General features: G+C 64.7%; 18 protein-coding genes. 10 read left to right on the top strand and 8 right to left on the bottom strand.

Features of this window, described 5'->3' with window-relative positions:
* Positions 1-192: 192 nt before the first annotated feature.
* The gene (locus tag AAHK21_RS09270; RefSeq protein ID WP_367857062.1) at positions 193-1,944 is read right to left on the bottom strand and encodes an anti-phage dCTP deaminase; all 1,752 of its coding nucleotides are present in this window, start codon (positions 1,942-1,944) and stop codon (positions 193-195) included.
* A 186-nt stretch (positions 1,945-2,130) separates the two neighbouring features.
* On the opposite strand from AAHK21_RS09270, the gene AAHK21_RS09275 reads away from it, so the two are divergent.
* Together AAHK21_RS09275 and AAHK21_RS09280 are read left to right on the top strand one after the other, a co-directional pair.
* Positions 2,131-2,436 carry a hypothetical protein gene (locus AAHK21_RS09275; RefSeq protein ID WP_367857063.1) on the top strand — a complete coding sequence of 102 codons (306 nt, stop codon included), beginning with the start codon at positions 2,131-2,133 and terminating at the stop codon, positions 2,434-2,436.
* Positions 2,433-3,167 carry a YkgJ family cysteine cluster protein gene (locus AAHK21_RS09280; RefSeq protein WP_367857064.1) on the top strand — a complete coding sequence of 245 codons (735 nt, stop codon included), beginning with the start codon at positions 2,433-2,435 and terminating at the stop codon, positions 3,165-3,167. Before AAHK21_RS09275 ends, AAHK21_RS09280 begins: the two co-directional genes overlap by 4 nt.
* Positions 3,168-3,283: 116 nt before the next feature.
* Here the strand turns inward: AAHK21_RS09280 and AAHK21_RS09285 are convergent, their stop codons facing one another.
* Positions 3,284-4,867 (bottom strand): PAS domain-containing methyl-accepting chemotaxis protein, encoded by a 1,584-nt coding sequence (locus AAHK21_RS09285; RefSeq protein ID WP_367857065.1) that lies wholly within the window; start codon positions 4,865-4,867, stop codon positions 3,284-3,286.
* Positions 4,868-5,089: 222 nt separating this feature from the next.
* On the opposite strand from AAHK21_RS09285, the gene AAHK21_RS09290 reads away from it, so the two are divergent.
* The 6 genes from AAHK21_RS09290 to AAHK21_RS09315 all read left to right on the top strand — a co-directional run bounded on the left by AAHK21_RS09290 (position 5,090) and on the right by AAHK21_RS09315 (position 13,343).
* Complete coding sequence (locus AAHK21_RS09290) at positions 5,090-6,253, top strand: efflux RND transporter periplasmic adaptor subunit (protein WP_367857066.1); 1,164 nt, start codon at positions 5,090-5,092, stop codon at positions 6,251-6,253.
* A complete protein-coding gene (locus AAHK21_RS09295) occupies positions 6,250-9,342 on the top strand; it encodes a multidrug efflux RND transporter permease subunit (protein ID WP_367857067.1) in 3,093 nt (1,030 codons plus the stop codon). The genes AAHK21_RS09290 and AAHK21_RS09295 overlap by 4 nt, the downstream gene beginning before the upstream one ends.
* Before the next feature lie 9 nt (positions 9,343-9,351).
* The gene (locus AAHK21_RS09300; protein ID WP_046857063.1) at positions 9,352-10,023 is read left to right on the top strand and encodes a heavy metal response regulator transcription factor; all 672 of its coding nucleotides are present in this window, start codon (positions 9,352-9,354) and stop codon (positions 10,021-10,023) included.
* A 45-nt stretch (positions 10,024-10,068) separates the two neighbouring features.
* On the top strand, positions 10,069-11,472 hold the full coding sequence (locus AAHK21_RS09305) for a heavy metal sensor histidine kinase (RefSeq protein ID WP_367857068.1): 1,404 nt from the start codon (positions 10,069-10,071) through the stop codon (positions 11,470-11,472).
* A 130-nt stretch (positions 11,473-11,602) separates the two neighbouring features.
* Entirely contained in the window at positions 11,603-11,827 is a 225-nt protein-coding gene (locus tag AAHK21_RS09310; protein WP_367857069.1) for a hypothetical protein, read from the top strand.
* Between the two features lie 205 nt (positions 11,828-12,032).
* Positions 12,033-13,343: an OprD family porin gene (locus tag AAHK21_RS09315; protein ID WP_367857070.1), complete on the top strand. Its 1,311-nt coding sequence runs from the start codon at positions 12,033-12,035 to the stop codon at positions 13,341-13,343.
* A gap of 105 nt (positions 13,344-13,448) precedes the next feature.
* On the opposite strand, the gene AAHK21_RS09320 is transcribed toward AAHK21_RS09315, so the two are convergent.
* Both AAHK21_RS09320 and AAHK21_RS09325 read right to left on the bottom strand, forming a co-directional pair.
* On the bottom strand, positions 13,449-13,700 hold the full coding sequence (locus AAHK21_RS09320; protein WP_102682501.1) for a DUF3077 domain-containing protein: 252 nt from the start codon (positions 13,698-13,700) through the stop codon (positions 13,449-13,451).
* A complete protein-coding gene (locus AAHK21_RS09325; protein WP_367857071.1) occupies positions 13,697-13,936 on the bottom strand; it encodes a hypothetical protein in 240 nt (79 codons plus the stop codon). Before AAHK21_RS09325 ends, AAHK21_RS09320 begins: the two co-directional genes overlap by 4 nt.
* Positions 13,937-14,400: 464 nt before the next feature.
* On the opposite strand from AAHK21_RS09325, the gene AAHK21_RS09330 reads away from it, so the two are divergent.
* Positions 14,401-15,897 carry a diguanylate cyclase gene (locus AAHK21_RS09330; protein ID WP_367858974.1) on the top strand — a complete coding sequence of 499 codons (1,497 nt, stop codon included), beginning with the start codon at positions 14,401-14,403 and terminating at the stop codon, positions 15,895-15,897.
* A 31-nt stretch (positions 15,898-15,928) separates the two neighbouring features.
* On the opposite strand, the gene AAHK21_RS09335 is transcribed toward AAHK21_RS09330, so the two are convergent.
* Complete coding sequence (locus AAHK21_RS09335; RefSeq protein ID WP_367857072.1) at positions 15,929-16,405, bottom strand: PA2169 family four-helix-bundle protein; 477 nt, start codon at positions 16,403-16,405, stop codon at positions 15,929-15,931.
* A gap of 202 nt (positions 16,406-16,607) precedes the next feature.
* On the opposite strand from AAHK21_RS09335, the gene AAHK21_RS09340 reads away from it, so the two are divergent.
* Positions 16,608-16,829: a DUF3820 family protein gene (locus AAHK21_RS09340; RefSeq protein ID WP_031315465.1), complete on the top strand. Its 222-nt coding sequence runs from the start codon at positions 16,608-16,610 to the stop codon at positions 16,827-16,829.
* Between the two features lie 25 nt (positions 16,830-16,854).
* Here AAHK21_RS09340 and AAHK21_RS09345 read toward each other — a convergent pair whose 3' ends face one another.
* The 3 genes from AAHK21_RS09345 to ptsP are packed head-to-tail and all read right to left on the bottom strand — an operon-like array spanning position 16,855 to position 22,366.
* Positions 16,855-18,570, bottom strand: coding sequence for a PTS fructose-like transporter subunit IIB (locus tag AAHK21_RS09345; RefSeq protein WP_367857073.1), 1,716 nt, complete (start codon positions 18,568-18,570; stop codon positions 16,855-16,857).
* On the bottom strand, positions 18,570-19,517 hold the full coding sequence (gene pfkB, locus AAHK21_RS09350; RefSeq protein ID WP_367857074.1) for a 1-phosphofructokinase: 948 nt from the start codon (positions 19,515-19,517) through the stop codon (positions 18,570-18,572). Before pfkB ends, AAHK21_RS09345 begins: the two co-directional genes overlap by 1 nt.
* Positions 19,517-22,366: a phosphoenolpyruvate--protein phosphotransferase gene (ptsP, locus tag AAHK21_RS09355; RefSeq protein WP_367857075.1), complete on the bottom strand. Its 2,850-nt coding sequence runs from the start codon at positions 22,364-22,366 to the stop codon at positions 19,517-19,519. The genes pfkB and ptsP overlap by 1 nt, the downstream gene beginning before the upstream one ends.
* Positions 22,367-22,486: the final 120 nt, after the last annotated feature.

Below are 22,486 nucleotides of genomic sequence, written 5' to 3' on the forward strand. Positions count from 1 at the left end.
TTATTTCCGAGACAGGACACTCGTGCATGGCTCTTGAAGATTCAGCGGCTATTCGTCGACTGAGGGCGAGCTTGGGAGGCCGCCCTGGACACGACTGGCTCGCGGTTTGGAGCTTTCACGGCCCCTCGCTTCCAGGTCGGCCACTGCTCGACCTTTTCTCGGCACTCATCGAGATAACGAAGAAATTCCTCTTTACTTCCGTTCATCGGAATCACCCTTCAAGTACATTGACAAAGTATACCCAGCCTCGTCTTCATGGTCGATGTATGAGCAAGGCAGCATCTGGGTGCGCAATTTAGCATCTGCTTCAGTCCAGTCAACCGTTTGCCCATGTTCGGTTTTACGTATGACAGCGTAGCCGCTGCCCAGACTCATGGAAAACAGATCAAAGAAGCTTCTTGGCCCCACCCCGATGAAGGCGTCAAAAAATACTCCTTTGCGCGAACGATCCTGGGAAATCGAATCCGAATGAAATTTCTGAGCCTTACTCTTAGGGTAAGGCTCGACATAAACCACACGATCGACACCTGCGGCAATGATGTGCTTCGCACAGTTATGGCATGGATAGGTGGTGCAATACAACGTACTATCGACTGCACTTACCCCTACCCTTGAAGATGAAAGCAACGCTTCCATTTCTGCATGAACAACCCGCCCATACTCGGTAATATCCTTTATTCCACTGTCCCTTATCAAGGGTGCTACTTCATCCCGACAGTGCTCGGGTAATGATCGAATGATATTTTCTACAATTTCCTTTTTTTGCATGGCGTTGGAGTCCTCACCTCGTTTATAGTCCCGCCCATCCTCCTCATCCACAATTTCATGTGCTGCGTTCCTGGTCGGCCAGTACAGGCCGCCGCCTGCCTTGGGTACATCGTTAGCCCCTGTTGCGATGATACAGTCGTGCTTGGTCAATACAGCACCGACCTGCCGCGACAGGTCGGCCGACCTCAGTGAGGCCGAGAAGGCCATGAACATCGCATACTCATCGAAAGTGGGGGTGACATACGGCTTGCCGAACAACAAATCCAGAATGCGCCAGATCTGATTCTTCAGGGCATCTAAATTTCCGTCATAGCTGACAAAGAAGTCAGACAAATGGTAAGTGTCTCGAGTGTGCTGCCCGTGTGGCTCTTTCTCGTTTTCATCCCGTGAGATCAGATCCGCTGCCTGCTCCTTGGTCAATCGTAGGTCGTCGAGAAGATAACGGCTTCTACGCTCATGGTCCGCATGCACGCCGATCAAGAAGAACCCCCCGGCATAAATCTTCCGTAATCGCTGCACCTCAAACGGCGTTTTCAATGAATTTATCAGATAAGCATTTCTGCCCGGCTCCGCCTTGCTTTCCTGGTATCTCAATTGGCTGATGGCGACAGCAGCGCCTAATGCCAATATCGAATTATCCCCCGACACTTTCCTTAATCGATTACCTTCACGCATATACCTGTCAATACGCTCAACGCGATTCTCGGTCTGCGGAACATCGCCGATCTTTGTAATGACATCAGTGGATATACGAATGCAATGGGCGGTATAGCGAAACGCCTTGAGCCGATCTTCGACAATTTGGCAGACCACTTTTAGGTCCGTTCCCAGTGCCCCGACGAATCCCAGAACCAACTCGGAATCCGCATAGGAATCATCCAGGAATGACATATTCATGTATTCAGGAGCGTGCGCAAGGTTCTCCATGATAGGCCTGGCATCGGGCATGGCTTCACCGTCTTGTGACAGCATCCCTTTTACCAACTGTTCAAGCTCCAGGGAGGACTCCGGCTGCCCCTGAAAACCCAGTTCACCCGTGCCCGGATACCAAGACATCACACCGCCGCTATGGGTACGAAACTCATACTGGTTCGGGTTAAGCTCTTTCCATGTTCCAACCTGCGCCAATATTTCCAGGCGCTCCTTCAACTGCGCAAATGATCCCTCGAAACGCATTCCATGACCTCACCGTTACCCGTTGGCTTTCGAATCCATACAGGTATAGCTACGAATCATCCTCTTTCCAGGACGAGCAATGCTTGCTAATAAAGTTTCAGCCTTCCGCTAAAACGTAAGAAAATTCGCAATTTGCGTTGCGCCAATGGAAAGGCATAATTCCCTCTCTTGTTGAGGTCATGCCCCATGCTCCGTTTGATACTGCTTAGCCTTTCGTTACTAACCGTTTCCGCTCACGCCTCGACGCCCCAGGCCTGGAGCGACCAACGCCAGCACATGCTCAAGGCCTGCCTGGCCGCCAGCCAGTTCAAGGATGCCCACGCCCTGGGCAAGCCCGCCGAGTTCGACGACCAGGTCGGTTACAGCGCGCTGCTGATCGAGGGCACCTACCCCCAGAAGCACATGCAGAACCGCACCGGTACCGAGCTGTGCCTCTACGACCGCCAACGCCAGCAAGCCTTCACCACGGAATGGGAAGCCGGCAAGCGATGAGCGACAGTATTCGCTTCGCCTGCACCGGCTGCGGCAAATGCTGCACGGGCCATCATGTGCCGCTGACGCTTGCCGAGGCCCACCAGTGGGCTGTTTCCGGCGGCCAGGTGGTGGTGCTGATCGAAGGATTCATCGCTGATGGCCCTGGCATGCCGACGGACCAGCGCGAGCATGTGCTGCGCCGCTCGTTTCCGGTGCCCTGTGGCGCTGGGCAGTTGCACGTGTCGGTCACCTTCGCCGCATTCAATCCGGGGCGCTGCCGCAACCTTGATGACAACGACCTGTGCGGCATCTATGAAAGCCGCCCGCTGGTCTGTCGTATCTACCCGGCAGAGATCAATCCGCACCTGCCGCTGCGTCCGGAAAACAAGGACTGCCCGCCCGAGGCCTGGACGCAAGGGCCGGAACTGATTCACGGCAGCCTGCCGGTGGATGAGGCGCTGCGTGCCCTGATCGAGGCCTCACGCCAGGCCGACCGCGACGATATCGCGGCCAAGGTGGCGATCTGTCAGGCGCTGGGGATGACCACCAGTGCACTGAAGGGCAATGGGTTTACCGCGTGGCTGCCGGACATGGCGGCGTTGGCCTCGGTGCTGGAGCAGGCGCCACAGGCGGTCGATGGACCGTGGGCGGTGCATGTGCAGGACGAGGCGCTTGCGGCCGATCTGCAGGGTCATCGCCTACAGGTGACGGGCGAAGCGCCGGTCTACTATGCGTTCATCGGTTTCTAGATAGATCCAATCGCGGGGCAAGCCCGCTCCCACGCCCTGCCCCTTCCAAGCATGGTTGCCAACAGTGTGGGATCGGGCTTGCCCCGCGATAAGGCCGGCACAGAGAACTCAGTCAATCACTGACAGCGCCGCCAGAACTCATCCGCCAGACGCCTTAGGTCCTTGGCCAGGTCCGCCACGTCACTGGCGCTGCTGTGGCTGCGCTGCCCGACGCTGACCGTCGCCTCGCTGGCCTGGCGGATGCTGGTGATGTTGCGGTTGATGTTCTCGCTGACCTGGCTCTGCTGCTCCACCGCCGCGGCGATCTGCAGGCTCATCTCGTTGATCTGGTTGACCCGCACGCTGATGCTGTCCAGCGCATCGCTGGCCAGTTGCGCCTGCTCGACGCTGTGCCCGGCATGGGCGCTGCTCTGCTGCATCACCTGCACCGCCGCGCGGGCGCCGTCCTGCAGGGCGCCGATCATGCGCTGGATATCGTGGGTCGACTGCGCGGTGCGCTGGGCCAGGCCACGCACCTCGTCGGCGACCACCGCGAACCCCCGCCCCTGGTCGCCCGCACGCGCCGCCTCGATGGCGGCGTTGAGCGCCAGCAGGTTGGTCTGCTCGGCGATGCCACGGATCACGTCGAGCACCCCGGAAATCTCGCTGCTGTGGTTCTCCAGTTGCTGGATGACCTCGCTGGCTTCCACCAGCGAACCGGCCAGGTCCTGGATCGCGCAGCGGTTGCGATCGACCAACTGGTGGCCTGACTGGGTCTCGTCCTCGGCCTGGTCGGCCGCCATCGCCGCCATCTGCGCGCTGCTGGCCACCTGGGCGACACTGGCGCTCATCTGGTGGATCGCCGTGGCCACCTGGTCGGCTTCGCTCTGCTGCTCGAGGCTGTTGGCGTGACTGCTGTGCAAAGCCTCGACCAGCGAGCCAGAATGCCCGGCCAGGCGCGAGGAGGTGTCGCCGATGCGCCCGACCACCGCCCCCAGCTGCGCCTTGAGCATGCGTATGGCGAACTCGATCTGCCCCAGGCCGTCACGCCGGCCGGTGTACAGGTGCTGGCTGAGCGGGTTGTCGGCGATCGCCTGGGCCTGCCGACGCAGCCGCTCGTAAGGGCGCAGCAGCCCAAGGATCGCCAGGCTGCTCAAGCCCGCCGCCGCCACCATCTCCAGCAGCGATTCCAGCAGCGGTGCCCCCAGCCACCATTGACCCGCGCCGATCACCAGCGCCAGCACCACACCGACCGCCAGCGACAAGCGCGTGCCCAGCTGCAGCACCGGCAAGCGCTCGCGCCAGCCACGCCGGCCTTCGCGCAACCTTGCATAACACCGCTCGGCCGCCGCGACCTGCTCGACCCCAGGCTTGGTCCGCACCGACTGGTACTCCAGCACCTGCCCGCCGCTGCTGATCGGCGAAACGAAAGCGCTCACCCAGTAGTGGTCGCCGTTCTTGCAACGGTTCTTCACCAGCCCCATCCACGAGCGTCCGGCCTTGAGCGCCTGCCACATCTGGGCGAAGGCCTGGGGCGGCATGTCGGGGTGGCGGACAATGTGGTGGGGATTGCCCAGCAGCTCCTCGCGCGGGAACCCGCTGACCCGCAGGAAATCTTCATTGGCATAGGTGATGCGGCTGTCCAGATCGGTGGTGGACAGGATGTTGGCGTCGCCGGGGTAATCCACTTCGCGACCGGTAACAGGCATATTGCACTTCATCGGAGGCACTCGTTGTTGTACGGGAAATCGGCAGGGCGTACGACTCTAGGGGCAAATGCCGGCGTAACATTGATCCATGGCAGGGTATTGGCACTTGGCCATCAACGCGCCGAAACTGACAGCCGTGACAGCCTGGCGTCACGCTGCCGACCCGGTCGGCGCGCTATAACCCTGCAATAGCCCAATCCATTTCCCAGCCCCTTGGCCAAGGTGCCCGCCCCGATGCGACGTCCGTCCCGCTCCCTCGTACTCGCCGCCCTGGCCCTTGTCCTGCTGGTCGCCATCGGCGCCTGGCAGGGATTGCGCCGCGAAGCCCCGGTCAAGCGCGCCGCCAGCGCGATACCGGTGCGCGTGGTCGCCGTGGCCCAGCAGGACGTGCCGCGCTACCTGAGCGCCATCGGCTCGGTGCTGTCGCTGCACAGCGTCGAGGTGCGCCCGCAGGTCGAGGGCGTGCTGACCCAGGTGCTGGTCAAGGAAGGCCAGTGGGTCAAGCAGGGCGACCTGCTGGCCACCCTCGATGACCGGGCGATCCGCGCCAACTTCGACCAGGCCCGCGCCCAGCTCGGCCAGACCCAGGCGCAGTTGCAGGTGGGCAACGTCAACCTCAAGCGCTACCAGTTGCTCAGCAGCGACGACGGCGTGTCGAAGCAGACCCTCGACCAGCAGCAGGCGCTGGTGAACCAGTTGCAGGCGACGATCAAGGGCAACCGGGCGGCCATCGACAATGCCGCGGTGCAGCTCAGCTACACGCAGATCCGCTCGCCGGTGAGCGGTCGTGTCGGCATTCGCAACGTCGACCCTGGCAACCTGGTACGCACCAGCGACACCCAGAGCCTGTTCAGCGTCACCCAGATCGACCCGATCGCCGTGGAATTCGCCCTGCCCCAACAGCAGCTGCCAGTCCTGCAGGGCCTGCTCAACTCGGCCACGCCCGCCGAAGTGGAGACCTACCTGGACGCCGACGGCGAACGCAGCCTGCTCGCCAAGGGGCACTTGATGCTGATCGACAACCAGGTCTCGGCCACCACCGGCACGGTGCGGGTCAAGGCCGAGTTCGACAACAAGGACGGCCGCCTGTGGCCCGGCCAACTGGTCACCGTGCGCCTGCGCACGGCAGTGGACGAGGACGCCCTGGTGGTACCGCCACCGGTGGTGCAGCGCAGCATCGACGGCCACTTCGTCTACCGCCTGGACGGCGACAAGGTCAGCGCCGTACCGGTCAAGGTGGTGTACCAGGACAGCACGCTGAACGTCATTGCCGGGGTCAAGGCCGGCGATCGCCTGGTGCTGGACGGCCAGTCGCGGCTCAAGCCCGGCAGCACCGTGGAAGTCACCCCCGACACTCCTGCCCCGGCGCAAATGGCCGAAAGCAGGAGCCAGCCATGAACACCCGCAACGGCGTCTCGGCCTGGTGCATCGACCACCCCATCGCCACCCTGCTGCTGACCTTCGCCCTGGTACTGCTCGGTGCCATCGCCTTCCCGCGCCTGCCGGTGGCGCCGCTGCCCGAGGCCGACTTCCCGACCATCCAGGTTACCGCCCAGTTGCCCGGCGCCAGCCCGGAAACCATGGCTTCGTCGGTCGCCACGCCCCTGGAGGTGCAGTTCAGCGCCATCCCCGGCATGACCCAGATGACCAGCAGCAGCGCCCTGGGTTCGACCAACCTGATCCTGCAGTTCACCCTCGACAAGAACATCGACACCGCCGCCCAGGAGGTCCAGGCGGCGATCAACACCGCCACCGCACGCCTGCCCCAGGACCTGCCCAGCCCGCCCACCTGGCGCAAGGTCAACCCCGCCGACAGCCCGGTGCTGATCCTCACCGTCAGCTCGGCGCAGATGCCCGGCAACCAACTGAGCGACTATGCCGAGACCCTGCTGGCCCGCCAGCTCAGCCAGATCGACGGCGTCGGCCTGATCAACATCACCGGGCAACTGCGCCCGGCCATCCGCGTGCAGGCCCAGCCCGAGAAGCTCGCCGCCATCGGCCTGACCCTGGCCGACATCCGCCAGGCCATCCAGCAGACCAGCCTCAACCTGGCCAAGGGCGCGCTGTACGGTGAGCACAGCGTGTCGACCCTCGCCGCCAACGACCAGCTGTTCCACCCCGAGGACTACGCGAAGCTGATCGTCAGCTACCGCAATGGCGCCCCGGTGCACCTGGCCGACGTCGCCAAGGTGATCGACGGCGCCGAGAACGCCTACGTCAGGGCCTGGTCCGGCGAACAGCCGGGGTTGAACCTGGTGATCTTCCGCCAGCCCGGGGCAAACATCGTCGACACCGTGGACCGGGTGATGGCCGCCCTGCCCCGCCTGCAGGAAATGCTGCCGGCGGCGGTCGAGGTATCGGTGCTGCAGGACCGCACGCAGACCATCCGCGCTTCGCTGCACGAGGTCGAGCTGACCCTGCTGATCGCCGTGGCCCTGGTGATCGGGGTGATGGCGCTGTTCCTGCGCCAGTGGTCGGCGACCTTCATCGTTTCCAGCGTGCTCGGCGTGTCGCTGATCGCCAGTTGCGCATTGATGTACGTGTTCGGCTTCAGCCTCAACAACCTCACCCTGGTGGCCATCGTCATCGCCGTGGGCTTCGTGGTGGACGATGCCATCGTCGTGGTGGAAAACATCCACCGCCACCTGGAGGCCGGCGACGACAGCCGCACGGCCGCGCTCAAGGGCGCCGGCGAGATCGGCTTCACCGTGGTGTCGATCAGCTTCTCGCTGATCGCCGCGTTCATTCCGCTGCTGTTCATGGGCGGCGTAGTCGGCCGGCTGTTCAAGGAATTCGCCCTGACCGCCACCGCGACCATCCTGATTTCGGTGGTGGTCTCGCTGACCCTGGCACCGACCCTCGCCGCGCTGTGCATGCGCCGCCCGACAGAGGCGCAGCATGACGGTTTCGGCCAGCGCCTGGTGCGCTGGTACGAGAAGGGCCTGGACCGGGCCCTGGCGCACCAGCGTGTCACCCTCGGCGTGTTCGGCCTGACCCTGGCATTGGCGGTGGTCGGCTACGTGGCCATCCCCAAGGGCTTCTTCCCGCTACAGGACACCGGTTTCATCCTCGGCACCAGCGAGGCGGCGGCCGATGTGTCCTACCCCGCGATGATCGAGAAGCACCAGGCCCTGGCGAAGATCATCGAAGCCGACCCGGCGGTGCGCGCCTTCTCCCATTCGGTCGGTGTCACCGGCAGCAACCAGACCATCGCCAACGGGCGCTTCTGGATCTCCCTCAAGCCCCGTGGCGAACGCGACGTGTCGGCCAGCGAATGGATCGACCGCATGCGCGCGAAACTGGCGCAGGTTCCCGGCATCGTCCTGTACCTGCGCGCAGGGCAAGATATCAACCTCAGTTCCGGGCCGTCGCGCACCCAGTACCAGTACGTGCTCAAGAGCAACGACGGCGTCGCGCTGAACCTGTGGACCCAGCGCCTGACCGAACGCCTGCGCGAAAATCCGGCGTTCCGCGACCTGTCCAACGACCTGCAACTGGGCGCCAGCGTCACCCGCATCGACATCGACCGCCAGGCCGCCGCGCGCTTCGGCCTGACCACCACCGACGTCGACCAGGCGCTGTACGATGCCTTCGGCCAGCGGCAGATCAGCGAATTCCAGACCGAGACCAACCAGTACAAGGTGATCCTCGAACTGGACGCCCGCCAGCGCGGCAAGGCCGAGAGCCTCAACTATTTCTACCTGCGCTCGCCGCTGTCCGGCGAGATGGTGCCGCTGTCGGCCCTGGCCCATGTCGCGCCGCCCAGCACCGGGCCGCTGTCGATCAGCCACGACGGCCTGTTCCCGGCGGCCAACCTGTCGTTCAACCTGGCCCCCGGCGTGGCCCTGGGCGATGCGGTGCAGATCCTCGAACGCACCCAGCGCGAACTGGGCATGCCCGACTCCATCGCCGGCAACTTCCAGGGCGCCGCCCAGGCCTTCCAGAGTTCACTGTCGAGCCAGCCCTACCTGATCCTCGCCGCGCTGGTGGCGGTGTACATCATCCTCGGCGTGCTCTACGAGAGCTTCGTGCACCCGCTGACCATCATCTCCACCCTGCCCTCGGCGGGCCTGGGCGCGTTGATCCTGCTCTGGGCCATGGGCCAGGACTTCACCATCATGGGCCTGATCGGCGTGGTGTTGCTGATCGGCATCGTCAAGAAGAACGGCATCCTGCTCATCGACTTCGCCCTCGAAGCCCAGCGCAACCACGGCATGACGCCCGAGCAGGCGATCCACCAGGCGTGCCTGGTGCGCTTCCGACCGATCATCATGACCACCCTAGCCGCATTGCTCGGCGCGCTGCCGCTGATGTTCGGCTTCGGCGCCGGCGCCGAACTGCGCCAGCCACTGGGCATCGCCGTGGTCGGCGGCCTGCTGGTGAGCCAGGCCCTGACGCTGTTCACCACCCCGGTCATATACTTGGCCCTGGAGCGTCTGTTCCACCGCCGCCGGGCCATCGCCGCCCCCGCGCCGACCGCCAGTTGAGACAAGACCATGCGTGTGCTGATCATCGAAGACGAAGAAAAAACCGCCGACTACCTGCATCGCGGCCTCACCGAGCAGGGCTTCACCGTCGACCTGGCGCGCGACGGCATCGACGGCCTGCACCTGGCGCTCGAAGGCGACTACGCGGTGATCGTGCTCGACGTGATGCTGCCTGGCCTGGATGGCTACGGCGTGCTGCGCGCGCTGCGGGCGCGCAAGCAGACGCCGGTGATCATGCTCACCGCCCGCGAGCGGGTCGAGGACCGCATCCACGGCCTGCGCGAAGGCGCCGACGACTACCTGGGCAAGCCGTTCTCGTTCCTCGAACTGGTGGCCAGGCTGCAGGCCCTGACCCGGCGCAGCGCCATTCATGAGCCGCTGCAGATCCAGGTGGCGGACCTGTGGATCGACCTGATGGCGCGCAAGGCCAGTCGTGCCGGCCAGCGCCTGGACCTGACCGCCAAGGAGTTCTCGCTACTCAGCGTGCTGGCCCGGCGCCAGGGCGAAATCCTGTCCAAGACCGCCATCGCCGAGCTGGTCTGGGACATCAATTTCGACAGTGACGCCAATGTCGTCGAGGTGGCGATCAAGCGCCTGCGCGCCAAGCTCGACGGGCCGTTCGACAACAAGCTGCTGCATACCATTCGAGGCATGGGCTATGTCCTGGAACATCGAGGCTGAAACCTGCAGTACCCGCCCCTATGAATCGGCCGCAGGTAACGCCCCATGAATCCTTGGCGCAACTCCATCGCCCTGCGCCTGTCGGCGCTCTTCGCCCTGGTGGCGCTGGCCGTGTTCGTGCTGATCGGCAGCGCGCTGTACCGCCAGGTCGACCACAGCCTCGACCTGCTGCCAGCGGCCGAACTGGACGCACGCTTCAGCGTGCTCGAATCCACCCTCAACCGCTTCGGCACCTCCGAGCACTGGGCCAAGATCAACAACAAACTCAACCTGCTGAGCGAAGAAGACCGACGCATCCGCTTCTGGGTGGTGAGCGGCGCCCCGGCCTTCGAGTACGGCCAGCCCAGCGAACAGGTGCGCGGCTTCGCCAAGGGCCCTGTGGGCATGCGCGAGCTGCGCCTGTCCGACAGCCTCTATCCCTACAAGGTGCTGGTCAGCGAGCTGCCCGCGCAGGGTGAGCGCCCGCCCCTGCGTTTTCTGATCGGCATCGACACTGAAACCTTCTGGCAGGCCCAGCACAGCCTGCTGGTGGCCATCGTTGGCCTGGCGGCTTTCGGCGTGCTGCTGGCTTCGCTGCTTGGTTACTGGGTCGCGCGTATTGGTCTGCGGCCCCTGCTCGCCCTCTCCGAAGAAGCCCAGGCCCTGGCGCCGCCACGCCTGGACGGTCGCCTGCAGACCCGCGACCTGCCGCCGGAACTGGCGCGCTTCGCCGGCACCTTCAATGCCGCCCTCGACCGCGTCAGCCAGGCCTATTCGCAACTGGAAGCCTTCAACGCCGACGTCGCCCACGAACTGCGCTCGCCGCTGACCAACCTGATCGGCCAGACCCAGGTCGCCCTCACCCGCGGGCGCAGCGCCGAGCACTACTTCGAGGTACTGCAATCGAACCTCGAAGAACTCGAGCGCCTGCGCAGCATCATCAACGACATGCTGTTCCTGGCCAGCGCCGACCAGGGCAGCAAGGCCACCGCCCTTACCCAGGCCTCACTGGCCGAGGAAGTGGCCACCACCCTCGACTACCTCGACTACATCCTCGAAGACGCCCACGTCAGCGTCACCGTCAGCGGCGATGCCCAGGCCTGCATCGAAAAGGCCCAGTTGCGCCGGGCGCTGATCAACCTGCTGAACAACGCCGTGCAGCACACCGCACCGCACCAGGCGATCCAGGTGCGCATCGAGGCGGATGACGAACAAGTCAGCATCGCGGTGAGCAACCCAGGGCCGGCGATAGATGAAGAACACCTGCCGATGCTGTTCGAGCGCTTCTATCGGGTGGATGCGGCCCGCGCCAACAGCGGCGGCGGCAACCACGGACTGGGCCTGGCCATCGTCAAGGCAATCGCCCTGATGCACGGCGGCAGTGTTTTCGTGCACAGCGAGGCCGGGGCCAATACCTTCGGTATCAACTTGCCGAGCGCTCAACTACGCGGGTTTGCGGTAAAAGTCTGAGTGTTTTTGCCGCGATCATTACTTTTTGCGCAACAGTGCTTATCTGAACAGCCTCTGTTTCCACGCTGTTTACAGGACTAACTTTAGCCCTGTCTCCATTAGCACTTGCCCCGCAAGAAGGTTGTTCCAAATGTCCAACAGTATGGGTATTGCCAGCGTTTTCGTCCTGTCTTCCCTGTTGTTGTCGCCCCTGGCCATGGCGGAAGAATCCCCGGCCTTCGTCGCCCGCAACGCCGAACTCGCCGCGGTTCACCAGGAGGCGCGTGACGCCTACGCCGCGCAGCAGTCCGCTGCGGCTAAAGACGCACAGCAGACCGCTTCCAAGGTATCTGTCGATTCCGATGCCGATAGTTGACCGACCACGCCAACTGTTTCCAGTTTTCCCTGGGCTACACCATGGGCACTGCCTGTGACGATATGTTAGCCTTTCAAAGCCGCTGCCTTTCAGCGGCTTTTTTTATGCGTCGAAAATCTCAGCCTGGCTGTTACGTCTCTAATAAGAACTTGCAGACACGACAATAAAAAACTGCCCCATCGCTTGACCAAAGGAGTTTGTACCGGTGTCTTTCGCGTTTCGTTTCACCCCGTTGTTCGTTGCATTGGCCGCAACGATGCCCGTGGCCGCACAGGCCGATGAAGACAAGGCTGATGGCTTCATCGAGGGTTCCACGCTGAACCTGCATTTGCGTAATGCCTACTTCAATCGCAACGAGAAGAATGCCTCGATCAAGGACAAGCGCGAGTGGGGCCAGGGCGCCGTCGCACGCTTCGAGTCCGGCTACACGCCTGGCGTGATCGGCTTCGGCCTCGACGCCCACGCCATGGTCGGCCTGAAGCTCGACGGCGGTGATGGCCGCGCCGGCACCTCGATCCTGCCGAGCGCGCCAGAAGACAAGGCGCGCCACGCCTTCTCCACTGCCGGCGGCGCGATCAAGCTCAAGGGCTTCGACACCGAGTTCAAGGCCGGTGACCTGTTCCTCACCAACCCGGTGATCGCCGGTGGCGAAAGCCGCATGCTGCCGCAGACCTTCCGCGGCGTCGCGCTGACCAACAACAGCATCGACGGGCTGATGCTCGAAGGCGGCAAGGTCAGCTTCACCAAGCCGTACAACCAGAGCGGCCACCGCCGCATCAACACCTACTACAGCAACCAGACGCCCGAGCAGGACAGCCAGAACCTGAGCTGGGCCGGCGCGTCGTGGAGCGGCACCGAGGGCGTCACCGCCAACCTCTACGCCGCCGAGCTGAAGGACATCTGGAACCAGTACTACGCCGACTTCGACTACACCTACGCGGTCAACGACCTGGTCAGCCTGAACCCGGGCGTGCACTTCTATCACACCCAGGACACCGGCCAGTCGAAGCTGGGCAGCATCGACAACAACACCTGGAGCGTGCATTTCACCGTCGCCGCCGGGTACCACAGCGTCACCGCCGCCTACCAGCGGGTCAATGGCGACACGCCATTCGACTACATCAACCTGGGCGACAGCATCTTCCTCGACAACTCGCGCATGTACTCGGACTTCAACGCGCCGAACGAGCGCTCGTGGAAGCTGCAGTACGACTATGACTTCGCCGGCCTCGGCATCCCAGGCCTGAGCACCTCGCTGTCGTACTCGCGCGGCAAGGCCGACCTGACCAAGGCCAGCCAGGACACCCAGTACTACGATTTCTACAACGCCGACGGCAAGAACGCCCGGCACTGGGAGCGCGACTTCGACGTGAAGTATGTGTTCCAGGAGGGTCAGATGAAGGACCTGTCGGTGCTGCTGCGCTATGCCACGCACCGGGCCAACGCGGCGTACTCGGGTGAGCAGGACAACAACGAATTCCGCGTGATCGTGGATTACCCGCTGAACGTGTTCTGATCCATCATCGCGGGCGAGGGCTACGCCCTCGTTTCGCCGGCAAGCCGGCTCCCACAGGTACAGCGCTATTTTTTGTGGGAGCCGGCTTGCCGGCGATGCTCTGCTTCAACTGTTTCTTTTCAGTCCTGTTTCCAGGTCATTGATCAGCGCCTTGGCCATGGCACTGAGCATCCGCGCCGCACTCCCTGCTTTCAGGTCCCCTTCCATTTCCGCCTCGGTGGTCAGGTGCAGGATGCAATCCTGCAATACCGACAGCTCATCGAATGCCCGGCTCAAGGGCACACCCGGCAGCACGCGATAACATTCCAGGAAGGTCTCGTCGCCAGCGGTGACGGGCATATCGGGCTGCTCGCTCATGGCTGCGCCTCCAGCGACCTGGCGTGGGCCATCAGGCAGCTCAGCAGCCGGCTGAGGATGGAAATGTTCTCCACCAGGATCTCCGGACGCTCATCCACGGGAAAGGCCATGTAGACGTCGCAGGTACGGGTCATCATGGTCATCAGGACAGCGGCATGCTCCCAGACTTCGGCGAGGGGCAGATGGTCGATGATGGAGATGTAGGGGATGGGTGGATCAGGTACCAGCTTTTTCATAAGCAATTTCCAATGTCGTTAAAGGAAACCGCCAGCTCATCCTTTCTCACCAGATAAGGGTGGCAGCCGTACATGGGGTGAGAAAACCGAGGACATTGGAACCCGGCCAGACCTAAGTCTGCCCATGCACGGCTGCCGTAACAGAATGCGGAACCAACATCGTTCGGGTTTCTCACGCCCGGTCACCAAATTTGGCGACCCGACGACGTTAGCCCTGATGCATTTCCCGGCCTATCCAGATCCTTCCGGCAAGCGCGTAGGATAGGTCCCAAGCACAGCCCAACTGAAGCATTTGGTTTCAGATTCGGAAATGTCGTACATCCCATCGCAGGCCTACTGAATCAATTCCGTCGGGCAAAACACCTTTGATCTTGTCCGACAATCCCGCCTTGCCTAAAATACCGCCGCCGCTTTCCGGCCCACTCCCCATGGATCCCGGGGCTTATGCAGTTGCGAGCATGACGTTGCCCACCCGATCACCACGATCCGCCCTGTACAAGTCACACCCCGAGCTGGTCCTCAACCTGGGCAGCTGCCTTGCCGTGCTCGCCATCGTGGCCATCGTCGGCTACCTGCTGGCCCGCGAGCGCGACAGCGTCGAGCAATCGGAAATGCGCTCGTCGAGCAACATCGTGCAGTTGATCGAAAGCGATATCCTGCGCAACGTCGAACTCTACGACCAGTCGCTCAAGGGCCTGATCTGGGCCGTGCAGCACCCCGAACTGCTCAACGTGCCGACCAAGCTGCGCCAGCAGATCCTGTTCAACCAGGCCTTCTCCGCGCCGGTGCGCGGCGACATTCTCTGGCTCGACGCCAAGGGCGACGTGCTCGGCGACTCCACCAGCGCGGTGCCGCGCCAGGCCAACTTCGCCGACACCGTGGCCTTCCAGGCGCACCGCGACCGCCCAGGCCTGGGCCTGCTGATCAGCCCGCCGTTCAAGGCGCGGCTGGGCAACCTGGACTGGTGCATCAGCTTCAGCCGGCGCATCTCAGGCGCCAGTGGCGAGTTCCAGGGCCTGGCGGCCGGGGCCCTGCGCCTGTCCTATTTCAACGAGCTGTTCCAGCGCCTGGACATCGGCGTGGACAGCAGCATCAACCTGCTCAATACCGATGGCCAACTGCTGGCGCGCCAGCCGACCCGGCCGCAGGATCCACTGATCGGCACCAGCTTCAGCGAGCGCCCCAACTTCAAGCGCATCCTCAGCGAGCGCAGCGGCAGCTTCACCGCCCGCTCGACGGCCTATGAGGGCCAGCGCCTCTACACCTTCGCCCGGGTCGCCGACCTGCCGCTGATCGTGCTGGTGGCCCACTCGGCCGATGAAGTGTTCCAGTCGTGGCGGCGTACCGCGATCGTGGTCAGCGTGGCCACCGGCGTGTTGTGCATCGGCATCCTGTGGCTGACCTTGCTGCTGGGCCGCGAGCTACGTCGGCGCCACGATGCCGAACTGGGCCTGGCCACCCTCGCCGCCACCGACAGCCTCACCGGCCTTGCCAACCGCCGCCGCCTCGACCAGGTGCTGCGCCAGGAATGGGCGCGCGCCCAGCGCAACCGCAAGCCGCTGGCGGTGTTGATGGTGGATGTGGACCACTTCAAGGCCTTCAACCAGCGCCATGGCCATGCCGGTGGCGACCATGTACTGCGCGAGGTGGCCACCACCATCGAGCTGTGCATCCGCCGCCCTGCGGACCTGGCGGCGCGTTACGGCGGGGAGGAGTTCCAGGTGGTGCTGCCGGAAACCGAGTTGGCCGGCGCCCGGTTGCTGGCCGAGCGGATTCGCGCCAGTGTCGAGGCGATGCCGCCATTCGGCGATGACGAGCGGTCGGTGACGGTCAGTGTGGGGATTGGCCTGCATATCCCCGGTACCCATCAGGACCTGGCGGCGCTGCTGGGTGATGCGGACGAGGCGTTGTACCGGGCCAAGGCCAATGGCCGGAACCGGGTGGAAGGACCCGAGGGGTGAGTCATGGGGCCGTTACACGGCCCCATGCTGATCAGGACCGAGCGCGGGCTGCGTTACGCAGAGCCTTCACCTGGTCATGATTGCGCTGCACGCCCTGCAGTTGTTTCTCTACCAAGGCATACGAAGTGTCATTGGCCGAGCGCCCCAGTTTGACCAGCTTCTCGCGGGCTTCCTTGTAGGCCTTCAGCGCATGGTCTTCACCACGCTCCACTTCATTGAGCACCGCTTCTTCATCCTTGCCGGTGACCATCGACTTGAGGTTGACCCAGCCACGGTGCAGGTCGCCGCTGATGCTGGTGCTGGTTTCCGGGTCGCCGCCCAGGCGCCGCACTTCGCCCTGCAACTCTGCGGCGGCACTGGCGCATTCGCCTGCCCGCTGTACGAAGAAGGCTTTGAGCTCAGGGTTCTTCACATCCTCGGCAGAGGTCTTGAAGCCTTTCTCACCATCCTTGCTGTACTCGATCAGGTCGTTGAGTACGTCGATCGTGTCTTTGTTGGGATTACTCATGGCAACAACTCCTTGGCAGGTGATAGTCACCTTGATCGGAGCAGGCTTCGTGCCAGGCCTAGTAAATAAAAATAATTCATGTAAATCAGTAGCTTGATGATTTCATAAACATACCGTTCAACGGCGTTCTGCATGATCGCCGCTTGGGTCGTCGTGCAGTTTGCAGTAAGGTCGCGCTTCAACCGCCACAGGCCACCGCCCGATGAAACCCGAAACCCTGCAACTGCTGGTCACCCGCACCATGCCTTTTGGCAAGTACCAGGGGCGGATCATCGCCGACCTGCCCGGGGACTACCTGGCATGGTTTGCCCGTAAGGGTTTCCCGCCCGGGGAGCTGGGCGGGTTGCTGGCGCTGATGCACGAGATCGACCACAACGGGTTGGGCGATCTGCTGAAACCGTTGCGGGGCAAGACCAGGGGTTGAAGCATTTGATGGAGCAATCGCGGGCCTAGCCCTTGGCCGGCGCCACGACCATCTCCACCTGCTCGCTCTTCTTGATCAGCGCATACACCACCGCCGTCAGCAGGCTGCCAGCGACGATGGCCAGCAGGTACAACAGCGCATGGTTGATCGCGTTGGGGATCAGCAGCACGAACAGCCCGCCATGGGGCGCCATCAGCTTGCAGCCGAAATACATCGACAAGGCCCCGGTCAGCGCGCCCCCGGCGATGCTCGCCGGAATCACCCGCAGCGGGTCCTTGGCGGCGAACGGGATCGCGCCCTCGGAGATGAAGCACAGGCCCAGCGCCAGCGCCGCCTTGCCGGCCTCGCGCTCACTCTGGGCGAACTTGCGCCGGGCCAGGAAGGTGGCGATGCCCAGGCCGATCGGCGGCACCATGCCAGCGGCCATGGTCGCGGCCATCGGCGCGTAGCTCGACGAGGCCAGCAGCCCCACCGAGAAGGCATAGGCGGCCTTGTTGATCGGCCCGCCGAGGTCGACGCACATCATGCCGCCGAGCAGCAGCCCGAGCAGGATGGCGTTGGTGGTGCCCATGCTGTCAAGGAAATGGGTCAGTCCCTCGAGCATGGCCGCCACGGGCTGGCCGACCACGTAGATCATCACCAGGCCGGTGAACAGGCTGGCCAGCAGCGGGATGATGAGGATCGGCTTGAGCGCGTCGAGGCTGCTGGGCAGGCGCACCCAGCGGGCGATGGCCTTGGCGCTGTAGCCGGCCAGGAAGCCGGCGACGATGCCGCCGATGAACCCCGCCCCGAGCGTGCTCGCCAGCAGGCCGCCGATCATCCCGGGCGCCAGGCCCGGGCGGTCGGCAATGGACCAGGCGATATAGCCGGCAAGCAGCGGCACCATCAGCTTGAACGCCGCTTCGCCGCCGATCTGCATCAAGGCGGCGGGCAGCGTGCCGGGCTCCTTGTAGGCCTCGATGCCGAACACGAACGACAAGGCGATCAGCAAACCGCCAGCCACCACCATCGGCAGCATGAACGACACCCCGGTCAGCAGGTGCTTGTAGACACCGGTCTTCTCGGCCGGCGAAACCGCGCCGGTCGTTCCCGCCGCCTCTACCTTGCCCTCGGCCAGGGCCTTGTCCAGCGTGGCGCGGGCCTGCTTGAGGGCGATGCCGGTGCCGCAGCGGTAGATGCGCTTGCCGGCGAAGCGCGCAGCCGGTACTTCGATATCGGCAGCCAGCAACACCACATCGGCTGCGGCGATGGCCTCGGCCGGCAGCGGATTGCGCGCGCCGACCGAGCCCTGGGTTTCCACGGTGAGCTGGTAGCCCATGGCCTGCGCCGCCTGTTGCAGGGCTTCGGCGGCCATGAAGGTGTGGGCCACGCCGGTCGGGCAGGCGGTCACAGCGACGATCTTCGGCGCGCCATGCACCGGGGTTTGCGTCACTTGCACCTGGGCGCCGGCAGCAGCCTCGTCGAGGAAGCCTTCACGGTCGGCCAGGGCCTGGGCCGGCGTGCTCTGGTACAGGCGCTTACCCGCAAAGCGCGCCAGGTCCACCGGCCCGGTGCTGACCACCAGCACCCAGTCGGCCTCGGCGATCTGCGTTGGCGTCAGGCGCAGCTCCGGGTGTTCGGCGTCGTGCACCTCGACGCAGGTTTTCCAGCCCCGACGTTGGGCGGCGGCGGCCAACAAGCGGGCGCTGAGCACGCTGGACACCTGGCCGTTGGGGCAGGCGGTGACAATGGCAATGTTCATCAGCAGCCCTCTTCTTGTTGTTCTGTAAGGCGCACGGCGGCTTCCAGGCGCTCCAGTTGCTCACGGTCGTGAATGCCGAAGCCGACCTGGGTGACTGCCTGGGCGGCGATGGCGGTGGCACGACGCAAGGTAGCGGCGGGCGCTTCGGCCTGGAGCAGGCCATGGACCATGCCGGCGACCAGCGAATCACCGGCGCCGACGGTACTGGCGATGCGCACTTTCGACGGTTGCGCATGCAGCGCCAGGCCAGCGGCGAACCAGCTCACGCCCTGCTCGCCCTGGGACACCACCACATGCTCGACGCCAGTGGCGAGCAGCCGCCGTGCGGCCGCGCGTTGCTCGTCCGCGGCCTGCACCGGCAGCCCGAGGACTTCACCCAGCTCCTCGGTGTTGGGCTTGACCAGCCAGGGCGCGGCCTGCAGGCCTGCGCGCAAGGCTTCGCCGCTGCTGTCCAGGGCCACCTTCAGGCCCTGCGCCTTGAGCATCAGCAGCAGCTCGCGCAACCACTCGGGGCTGATCCCCCGTGGCAGGCTCCCGGCCACCACCACGGCGTCATGCCCCGGGGCCACGTGGGCCAGACGTTGCAGCAAGGCGTCGCGGGCGGCCTCGTCGACCTGCGGCCCTGGCCCGTTGATATCGGTGACCTGGCCATCGGCCTCGACCAGCTTGATGTTGCTGCGGGTCTCGCCCGGCACGCGGACGAAGCAATCGGCGAACCCGCGCCAGGCAATCAGCGCCTCGAACGGCGCCAGGTTGTCCTGCCCCAGGAAACCACCGACGGTGACGCTGTGGCCCAGGTCGGCCAGCACCTGGGCGACGTTCAGCCCCTTGCCGGCGGCATGGCTGTGCTGGGCCTGGCTGCGGTTGACCGCGCCGGGTCGCAGGCGGTCGAGGCTGATGGTGATATCCAGCGCCGGGTTGAGGGTGAGGGTGAGGATCTTGGCCATCAATAACGCTCCACCAGCGCCCGGACTGCCTCGGCGCTGTCTTGTTGCAGGGCCTCGCGCGCCAGGGCGCGAGCCGTCGAAAGGTCGGCCTGGCGCACCAGGGCCTTGACTTCAGGAATGCTGCGGGCGGCGACGCTCAGTTCGTCCACCTCCAGGCCCAGCAGCACCGCGACCGCCTGCGGGTCGGCCGCCAGCTCGCCGCACACGCCCACCCACTTGCCCTGGGCATGGGCGGCGCGCACGGTCATGTCGATCAGGTTGAGCACTGCCGGGTGCAGGCCGTCGGCCTGGGCCGACAGGCTCGGGTGACCGCGGTCGATGGCCATGGTGTACTGGGTCAGGTCGTTGGTGCCGATGCTGAAGAAGTCCACTTCACGGGCCAGCTGCGGCGCCAGCAAGGCGGCCGACGGCACTTCGACCATGATGCCTACCTGCAAGTCGGCCACCGGGATCTCCTGACGCAGGCGCTCGACCATGGCCTTGGCGGCGCGCCACTCATGTAGCTGGCCGACCATGGGGAACATGATGCGCAGCGGGCGGTTGTCCGCTGCACGCAGCAAGGCGCGCAGCTGGTCTTCCATCACCTGCGGGCGTTGCAGGGTCAGGCGCACGCCGCGCACGCCGAGGAAGGGGTTTTCCTCAGCCGCGATCGGCCAGTACGGCAAGGGCTTGTCGCCCCCGACGTCGAGCGTGCGCACCACCAGTGGCCGTCCGGCCAGGCCATCGAGCACCCGACGGTACTCGGCTTCCTGGGTCGCCACGTCGGGCAGTTGCGGGTGGGCCATGAAGATCAGCTCGGTGCGCAACAGGCCGATGCCTTCGGCACCTTGCTCCACCACCTTGTCGATGCCGTTGCTCTGGCCAATGTTGGCGAACACTTCGACGGCATGGCCGTCGCGCGTCCGCGCGGGCTCATGGCGGTTGGCCCAGGCGATCTGCAGCCGACGCTCGCGGGCATCACGCTCTGCCAGGGCTCGTTGCAACTCGGCCTCGGCTGGCGCAACCACGACGCGCCCGCGCTGACCATCGAGCAGCAGCGGCGTGCCGCTATCCAGCAACAGCACGGCCGCCCCGGCCCCGACCACCGACGGGATGCCCAGGGCGCGGGCGACGATGGCGCTGTGCGCGGTGGCGCCACCCTGGGCGGTGACGATGCCGGCGACCCGTGCCGGGTCCAGGCGCGCCACGTCCGAAGGGCCGACTTCGGCCATCACCAGCACATAGGGCTGCTCTGGCTCGGCGCTGTCCTTGACGCCGCACAGTTGCGCCAGCACCCGACGACCGATATCGCGCAGATCGGCGGCCCGCTCGGCCAGCAGCGCATCGTGCAGGGCCTCCTGCTGACGGGCAGCGGCTTCGATCACCGCCATCCACGCAGCGGCGGCGCTTTCGCCCTGGGCCAGGCGCAGCTCGACGTCGTCGGTCAGGGCCGGGTCGGCAAGCATTTCCTGATGGGTGACGAAAATTTCGCCGATGGCCTTGTCGCTGCGTTGCACCAGGGCCTGAAGATCGGCGTGCACCGTGTCGATGGCCTGGCGCAGCCTGGCCCGTTCCTGGGCAGGCGACTCGCCGCGCAGCGGGTAGTCGATATCGCGTTCGACGCAGACATGGGCCGGACCGCTGGCGATGCCCGGCGCGGCCGCGACACCCTGCAGGGTGCTGCCGGGCGGCGGGGCCTGGAGGGTTTCGACCTGCGGCTGCTCCACTGCCGCCGTTTGCGGCAAGGGCTCGACCTCCTCGCCGAGGCCCTGCTCGATAGCCGCCAGCAACGCGGGCAAGGCATCGGCTGCGATGCCAGGTTCAGCGATCAATTCTAGAACTTGGCCACGACGAACGCCGAGGCTCAGCAGCTTGCTCAGGCTCTTCACCGAGACGGCGGGCTGGGCGCTGTCGTGCAGCCGTATGCGGATCTCGCCCTCGAAACCCTTGGCCAACTGCGCCAGTACCTTTGCAGGGCGAGCATGCAGGCCATGGGCGTTGGCCAATACTATCCGGGCGCTGGGCCAGTCGGCGGGCGCCTCGCCGCCGAGCACTTCGAGCACGGCGCGGCTGCTGGTGGCCTGGTAGAGCATCTGCCCACGTCCCTCGATCAGCACCTCGCACAGGCGCTCGAGCAGGGCTTGATGCGCCGCTCCGAGGCTGGCCAGGCAGAACAGGCCATTGAGCGGTTGATCGCGGTAGCGCAACGGTTGCTGCGGGGTGACGAAGGCCAGCCCCGGTTGGCGCACCTCACGTTCGCTGTGCAGCCACCACAGGCCTTCACCCAGCGGCAGCGGCTCGGTCTGCTGCAGCACGGCGGCAAAGCCGCTGTCGGCACAACCGGCGCGTTGCAACAGACGAGCGCCACGCCAGGCCAGTTCGTCAAAGTCTTCCGCCGCCAGGTTGAGGCCGACCAGCTGGGCATCCAGCGCCAGCTCGCGTGGCGCACCTTGCAGTAACTTGAGCAGTGCCTCGGCGCTGCCGGAGCGACGCAGCGCCTCGGCCAGGTCGGTTTCACCGAGGGCGCGGGTCAGCAGTTGCAGCAGGCGCAAATGTTCATCGGAGCGGGCAGCGATGCCAATGGCCAGGTAGACGATCTGGCCGTCGCCCCAGTCCACGCCGTCGGGAAACTGCAGCAGGCGTACGCCCGTGGCGAACACCAGCTCGCGGGTCTGCGGCGTGCCGTGGGGAATGGCGATACCCTGGCCGAGGAAGGTCGAGCCCTGGGTCTCCCGGGCCTGCAGCCCCGCCAGGTAACCCTCGGCGACCAGACCATCGGCAACCAGTCGATCGGCCAGCAGCGCCAGTGCCTCGCCCTTGTCGGCGGCACGCTGGCCCATGGCAATCTGCTCAACGGCAAGCTCGAGCATGACCCTCTCCTTTTGCGGCAGCCCCGTCGGCTACCGAGGTATTGTTGTGGAATTCGACGACAAAAGCCGCCGAAACGATCAGCACAACCGGCGAAGACTGATTTTCAGGCAGGAAAATTC

This window comes from Pseudomonas sp. TE50-2, from assembly GCF_040813665.1.
GTDB lineage: Bacteria > Pseudomonadota > Gammaproteobacteria > Pseudomonadales > Pseudomonadaceae > Aquipseudomonas > Aquipseudomonas soli.